Origin of the sequence: Maribacter sp., assembly GCF_049667165.1 — a bacterium.
Taxonomy (GTDB): Bacteria; Bacteroidota; Bacteroidia; order Flavobacteriales; family Flavobacteriaceae; genus Maribacter_A.
In genome coordinates, this window is record NZ_JBATHS010000177.1 from 1 (window position 1) to 6892 (window position 6892).

Annotated in this window: 5 protein-coding genes, 1 tRNA gene and 1 pseudogene; 2 read left to right on the top strand and 5 right to left on the bottom strand. The window is 42.1% G+C overall.

Annotated features, from left to right (window positions below):
* The 3 genes and pseudogenes from WBM98_RS09290 to WBM98_RS09300 form a co-directional block, all read right to left on the bottom strand.
* Positions 1 to 1064: pseudogene (locus WBM98_RS09290) on the bottom strand (DUF4407 domain-containing protein); the annotation flags it as partial.
* A 114-nt stretch (positions 1065 to 1178) separates the two neighbouring features.
* Positions 1179 to 3101: a M56 family metallopeptidase gene (locus WBM98_RS09295; RefSeq protein ID WP_424365745.1), complete on the bottom strand. Its 1923-nt coding sequence runs from the start codon at positions 3099 to 3101 to the stop codon at positions 1179 to 1181.
* Positions 3102 to 3184: 83 nt separating this feature from the next.
* Positions 3185 to 3550, bottom strand: coding sequence for a BlaI/MecI/CopY family transcriptional regulator (locus WBM98_RS09300; RefSeq protein WP_424365749.1), 366 nt, complete (start codon positions 3548 to 3550; stop codon positions 3185 to 3187).
* Positions 3551 to 3692: 142 nt separating this feature from the next.
* Between WBM98_RS09300 and WBM98_RS09305 the strand changes: the two genes are divergently transcribed.
* A complete protein-coding gene (locus WBM98_RS09305; protein WP_424365746.1) occupies positions 3693 to 4271 on the top strand; it encodes a PhnA domain-containing protein in 579 nt (192 codons plus the stop codon).
* Positions 4272 to 4345: 74 nt separating this feature from the next.
* Here WBM98_RS09305 and WBM98_RS09310 read toward each other — a convergent pair whose 3' ends face one another.
* Complete coding sequence (locus WBM98_RS09310; RefSeq protein WP_424365747.1) at positions 4346 to 5737, bottom strand: dipeptidase; 1392 nt, start codon at positions 5735 to 5737, stop codon at positions 4346 to 4348.
* Positions 5738 to 5955: 218 nt separating this feature from the next.
* Positions 5956 to 6666 (bottom strand): deoxyribose-phosphate aldolase, encoded by a 711-nt coding sequence (gene deoC, locus WBM98_RS09315; protein WP_424365748.1) that lies wholly within the window; start codon positions 6664 to 6666, stop codon positions 5956 to 5958.
* Positions 6667 to 6796: 130 nt separating this feature from the next.
* On the opposite strand from deoC, the gene WBM98_RS09320 reads away from it, so the two are divergent.
* Positions 6797 to 6878 (top strand) — tRNA-Leu (locus WBM98_RS09320).
* Positions 6879 to 6892: the final 14 nt, after the last annotated feature.

The following is a 6892-nucleotide window of genomic DNA, read 5'->3' on the forward strand; positions in this document are numbered from 1 at the left end:
GCCTGAAGTTTAAGCAGCTCCTCGGCTTTTTGTTTTTTATGGGCATAAACGGCTTCTTCCTCTTCGATTTCGCTATAGATCTTATGGTTCAAAGCGGTATCGGCCGCTAATATTTGCTCACGTTGCCTTACTTTTTGGGTAACCCAGGTTTTGAGGATGCTCTCCTCTTCTTCCAATTTAATGTCATATTACCCGTTGGGGGCCAACAGTTTGGCTACAATGGGCGAGGTTTCAATAGCGAGGAACAATAGAAAAATAAAGAACGATGGGAACCAAGGTAATTCGCCCAAGGCATTGATGCGGGCCATGAGTCCATCGAAGCCATCGATAATGGGTTGCGAGCCAGTGACCGTGGTTGCGTATTCGGTCTGCAAATTGACGATTTGGGACTCCAGGCCTTTTATTTTTTCCCCGTTGGCCGCTTTCAATTGTTGCAATTCGGCCAAAGCGGCATCGTGTTTTTCCCGCTTTTCTGCATACACTGGGCCTTTACCCAAAAGCATAGTGCCAGCGGTACCTTCGGCCTCAGTGATATAGATATCGTAGAGGGCATTGGTTTCCGCTTCCTGTGTATCGATTTCGGTTTTTAATGTGGCAATATCCTGATTCAGCTTTTCAATTGCCGGGGTGTATTGCAACGCAATTTGGTCCTTATTGGCCAAAGTGAGTTCGTTTTTCTGTTCCAATAATACCTGATTGATTTCCTTTTCGAAAATCTTCATTTCAAGGGGTTTTGAAATCACAACAGCAATGATAACAGCTAAAATAATACGTGGGGTCGCCTGTAATAGCTCATTGCTAAACCTATCCCGTTTCTTGATGGTAGAAACAATAAAGCGATCCAGATTAAAAATCAATAGTCCCCAAATAAGACCAAATAAAATTGCGGCATAAATCGTGTCGAAAACGGTAAAAAGGGCATACGCACTGGCCAAAAAGGCCATGACTGCAGTAAAGAATACGGTGGCGCCAATACCGGCATACTTGTTTTGCTCTCCTTCAGAGCAAGTTTTTAAAATGGCGGAATCTGCCCCTGAACAGAGGATAAAAAACTGTTGTAACATAGTGTTCTGATTTTTGATTGATGGTTCATATAGATAATTAGAACGCCAAGTTTAAAGATTTGTTACAAAAAAGCCCCGAAAATCGAGGCTTGTTTCAGGAATTTATGATTTTGTTTAGTTTTGGATAACTATGGGTTCTGTGGATAGTCTTACAACAGGTTGTTTGCTCTTGCTGCCCCTTGTGTCGATATTGATATTCGTATTCTTCTTGAGAATGTCAATGGCTTTATCTGAGCTGATTTCCTTTCCTCCATAATAGAAAATAGCATCTTTTTTAGCCATTTCAATCACATGGTCCAAGGGTGAAATGGGCGTTGGTGGTATAGGAGGTAGGTCAATAGAAATCTTCTTAGAAGAGGGCATAGGGTCCATAGTATTTAAGTTGTCGTAAGGATCTTGATTTGCAATGATTTCATCGATAATATTAGGAGCCTCCGCGTCTTGATGTCGAAGTGGACTGGGCGGGGCAGGTGGAGGTGGAATATCGCTTTTCCCTCCTTTTTTCACTTTAAGTGATTCGGGAACCTTTGGTGGTGCTGGCGGCTCTGGGAAATCGGGAAAAGGCTCGGCATTTTCTTTTTGTTCATGGGTCATTAATCCATGTAGGTGTTCCAATCTTTCTACATCGGATTTAAGAATTCGAATTTCTTTGGCATCACTCAATTGGCGATTGTATTTTTTGGCCAAGACATTGTACTCTTTGATCTGTTTTTTAGTGGCACCTTCCTGAGGAGGGCATTCTGGAAAAGGATTCACCACTTTCTTTTGTTGGGCATTCATCGACCTGTAAAGTTTTTCTAACGTTCGAAGGTCTTTTAATGGGATTACCCTGGTTTTTACAGGTTGGGTAGTATACTTTTTGGCCAACGAATTGTAGGTATCGATTTGTTCTTGGGAAGCCTCTTTTTGCTCGATGGTTTGCAGATTTGGATCGGTGTATTCTTCCGGACCGATAATGTTCACCTGGGCAACCCCATAATCAACCAAAATCGCCTCTATACGTTCCAATAGGTCCAATGACACATCGGCTTTTGGCCGAATTGCTGCCCTAACAACCTCAGATCGTTGTTCTTTGGAAAGTTGGGTATTATATACTGACAAATGTGATTTAAGGCTTTTCAAAGTAATGACATCCCTTTCTTGAAGAATAAGGTCCCCATTTTCGGTAATTCGAATATCGATATTTTCTGTAGGGATATATTGCGTAATACCTGGGACACTTGTTTTGACCGTTGATTCAATCACCGTGACTTTTCTTTCACTAAACCCGAAGATCAAAAGGGCCATAATGGGTAGCAATGCGATACTTCGCAGTACCATTGATTTTTTCGATGTTTTTGTTTTCATGACTGTAAATCGTTTTTTGATTGATGAATAATTGATGGCGTTGGCCAACTTGGCTGAATGCTGATTATAGGGGTCTGATGAGAACCGTAATAATATATTTTGATATAAGGCAGGAGGTACTCCTTTGGTGAGCACTTCCCGATCTGCCAAGAACTCATGGTTGAGTTTAATGGACTTTTTTATCACATAAATGAATGGATTGAACCACATAATTACTTGAAGGAATTCTATGAAAAGCACATCCAAACTATGTTTTTGCCTAGCGTGGGTTTCTTCATGTAAAAGTACTTCCTGTGGAATCTGCTTTGCCTCGAACCTTTGTCTATTCAAGAAGATATAGCTGAAAAAAGTATGTGGGGTGATGCTTTGATTTAGAAGCACATTGGTAATTCGGTTGATTCTAAGTTTCGGATTCCTTCGGATCTTTGCGATGATGTCCGAAAGGTTCTTAATGAATTTGAAACCAAATAGCGCCAAGCCCAGAAAATAGACACTCCATAATACCACCGGTACATAGGCCATTAAATCTCGTTCATAAGGGGCATTCATGAGCGCTGCTTGATTGGGATTTGGTCGCCCTACGGTGCGGGCAACAACAGGGATGTCGACATATTCAACAAACGTTAGCAATGGAATGGAATAGGCCAGTAATATAGCTCCCAATAAATAATAACGTTTGAAAGTATGCATAGTTTCCCGTTCAAGAAATAGCTTGTAAAGCGATATGAGAATAGCAAGAATGGCGGTGGATTTGAAAATATACAACAACATGCCTATTTCTTTTTAAGTTCTTGGTCAATAAGTTTTTTAAGATCTTCCAATTCGTCTTTGCTCAGATCAGTTTCCTGGGTAAAGAAAGATGCAAATTGGGAGGCGCTGTCATTAAAGAAATTTTTTATCAATCCATTTACATGTTTTGAGAAATAGTCCTTTTTCTTCACCGTTGGGTAGTATTCCCTTGAGCGACCAGCGCTTTTATAGGCCACGAAACCCTTATCGGTCATGCGCTTTAGCAAGGTGGCTATGGTGGTAGGCGCAGGGCGTGGTTCTGGATAAGCTTCCAACAAATCCTTCATAAAGGCTTTTTGTTGCTTCCAGAGGATGTTCATAAGCTCTTCTTCCGTTTTTGACAATTGCATGTGCTGTGATTTTGGATTGACTTCTACAAACATAGAATAAATATTTTAATTCTACAAGTGTAGAGTAATATTTTTTTCTGAAGCCATAATTTCTAACTAGAAATAATATTTAATGTAGTTTTACAAACATTAAAAATAAGGCATGGAAGTATTGGAAAATTTACAATCAAGGAGCGGTTCAAAATGTGAATTGTGCGGCGCAACGGAAAATTTAAAAATCTATGAAGTACCCCCGGTATCGACTGGTGGTGTTGATGGCAGTTTACTTGGGTGTGAAACATGCATTGGGCAAATCGAAAACCCGGAAATGACCGATTCCAATCATTGGCGTTGTCTGAATGATAGTATGTGGAGCGAACACCCTGCTGTTCAAGTCGTAGCATGGCGAATGCTATCGCGCTTGAAATCAGAGGGATGGCCCCAGAATTTATTGGATATGATGTTTTTGGATGATGAGATGCTAACTTGGGCAAAGGCTACAGGGGAAGGTCAGGATGCAAGTGAGAAAATAGTTCATAGGGATGTGAACGGGGTAGTCTTGGAAAATGGGGATAATGTAATACTTATCAAAGATCTTAAAGTAAAAGGGTCGAGTATGGTGGCCAAACAAGGTACGGCAGTGCGTCGTATTTCCTTGGATAGGGAAAATGCGGAATACATCGAAGGTAAAGTCGGGGCACAACAAATCGTGATCATCACGAAGTATGTGAAGAAAATCTGATTTTTACTAGAAACTGTAAACTTTCTGCTAAACGGTCTTAGTGCTTTATTCGAATAGCGTAGCGGTCTTGTTTCTTACCTTGCACTCATTTCCGTAAAATACTTGTAGAAATAAGGAATCGTCTCTATCCCTTTATAATAAAACCAGAGGCCAAAATGCTCGTTGGGTGAATGAATGGCATTGCTATCCAGCCCGAAGCCCATTAATATCGTTTTGCTGTCAAGTTCTTTCTCGAAAAGTGAAACGATAGGGATACTGCCACCACTTCGTTGTGGTATTGGCGTTTTACCGAACGTTGTTTCATAGGCTTTGGAAGCCGCCTTATAGGCTATGGTATCAATCGGGGTTACATAACCCTGTCCCCCGTGATGTGGGGTTACCTTGACTTTTACCCCTTTAGGGGCTATGTTGTTAAAATGGTTTGTAAAAAGTTCTGTGATCTCTTCCCAATCTTGATGGGGTACCAAACGCATGGATATTTTGGCATAGGCCTTACTTGGAATTACGGTCTTGGCACCTTCTCCTGTATAACCACCCCAAATTCCGTTGACATCCAAGGTAGGTCTAATGGAATTCCGTTCATTAGTGGTATACCCTTTTTCACCAAATACACTTTCAATTTTTAGCGCATTTTGATAGGCTTCAAGATCAAAGGGTGCCTTGGCCATTTCGGCCCGCTCCTCTGCGGATAATTTCTCAACCTTGTCATAAAATCCCGGAATGGTTATATGATTGTTTTCATCATGTAAAGCGGCGATCATTTTGGCTAATATATTAATGGGATTTGCAACGGCACCTCCATAAAGACCGGAGTGCAGGTCGCGATTCGGACCGGTTACCTCCACTTCGACATAACTCAAACCGCGTAATCCGGTAGTGATAGAAGGGTGTTCCCTGCCGATCATTCCGGTATCGGATATCAGAATCACGTCATTTTTCAATTTTTCTTTATTGTTGGCGACATAGGCAGCAATATTCACACTACCCACTTCTTCTTCCCCCTCGATCATGAATTTAACGTTGCAGGGCAATTGGTCCGTATTCACCATAAACTCCAATGCCTTTACGTGCATATACATCTGGCCTTTGTCATCACTCGCTCCTCGTGCAAAAATGGCCCCTTCAGGATGTTCTTCCGTTTCCTTGATGACAGGCTCAAAAGGAGGGGAGTCCCACAGCTCCAGGGGATCGGGTGGTTGTACGTCATAATGGCCATAGACCAATACAGTGGGTAAATCAGGATCGATTATTTTTTCGCCATACACAATGGGATAGCCCTTGGTCTCACAGATTTCCACATGGTCGCATCCTGCCTCCTTCAATGCTTTTTCAACCATTTCGGCTGTGTTGATCACATCTTGGTAAAATGCCGAATCCGCACTGATTGATGGCATCTTAAGAAGTTCAATGAGCTCGTTTTTAAATCGTTCTTTGTGTTGGGCTAGGTATTCTGAGCTAGTTTGCATGAATTTGGCTTTGAAGTATGGTCAAATTTACAAAAACTACTTTTTAAAGGGCATGAATCTTAAATTGAAATTTTTCTATATGCAAGCAATTCAATGATTTCCCTGTTTTTATGTACCAGGGATAAAATGGACGGGTACGAATTTTGTGCGGATGATAGGAAAGCCATGATGGTTTTCAATACCCTTCAGCTGATTAAAATCAGCTATGGGTTACATGTTCAGCCCATGGGCCACCGTTCTTTGGCCGCGTCCAATATGGTGGCCGTTGCAGTGGCACCGCATCTAGAACAGCCTGCCTCTCGTACGGCCAAAAGTTGGTCTAAGGTACGAACCCCGCCTGCTGCCTTCATCTTGACCTTTGGCCCTATGGAATTTTTCATCAAGGTCAAATGGGGAATAGTCGCCCCGGTATAGGAATAGGTGCCCGCTTCATTCTTTACAAATCCGAATCCCGTTGAGGTCTTAACGCAGTCAACCCCGGTCTGGGTACATATTTCACATAGCTTTACAATATGCTCCTTTTGTTGAACATAATCGGTTTCAAAAATGACCTTGATTACGGCGCCATTCGTATGGGCGGCATCGGTTACCGCCTTAATTTCATCGGTAATGTACTTCCAATCCCCGTCCAATGCCTTGCCGATATTGATGACCATATCGATTTCGACTGCGCCTGCTTTACAAGCCGCAAGGGTCTCAAAAACCTTGGTGTCCCGGGTTGAATTGCCTGAAGGGAACCCAATGACGCAACCAATGTTGACATCAGTGTCTTTTAGCAGTGACTTGGCAGTTTCGACCATATATGGTTTTACACAGACTGAGGCTACGTCATATTTCTTTGCCACAGCACACCCCCTTTCCAAATCACTTTGACCGAACATCGGGTGTAAAATGGAATGATCGATCATCTTGGCTAATTCTTTTACCATAGTAAGGATTAAAGGCAATGTTATAGGGTCTAAATTACGAAAAGAACTTTTTAATGCGAGAGTATCGTAAATTGAAATTTTGCTTTATATTTGCATCCCGATAATCGTAAAGGATTATCGAGCATTCTATGCGGGCGTGGTGGAATTGGTAGACACGCTAGACTTAGGATCTAGTGCCGCAAGGTGTGGGAGTTCGAGTCTCCCCGCCCGTACAAAGGGAAAAGCC

Coding starts and splice junctions, on each gene's coding strand:
- deoC (WP_424365748.1), bottom strand. CDS start 6,666: ATGGTAAAAGAATTAGCCAAGATGATCGATCATTCCATTTTACACCCG.
- WBM98_RS09300 (WP_424365749.1), bottom strand. CDS start 3,550: ATGCAATTGTCAAAAACGGAAGAAGAGCTTATGAACATCCTCTGGAAG.
- WBM98_RS09305 (WP_424365746.1), top strand. CDS start 3,693: ATGGAAGTATTGGAAAATTTACAATCAAGGAGCGGTTCAAAATGTGAA.
- WBM98_RS09295 (WP_424365745.1), bottom strand. CDS start 3,101: ATGCATACTTTCAAACGTTATTATTTATTGGGAGCTATATTACTGGCC.
- WBM98_RS09310 (WP_424365747.1), bottom strand. CDS start 5,737: ATGCAAACTAGCTCAGAATACCTAGCCCAACACAAAGAACGATTTAAA.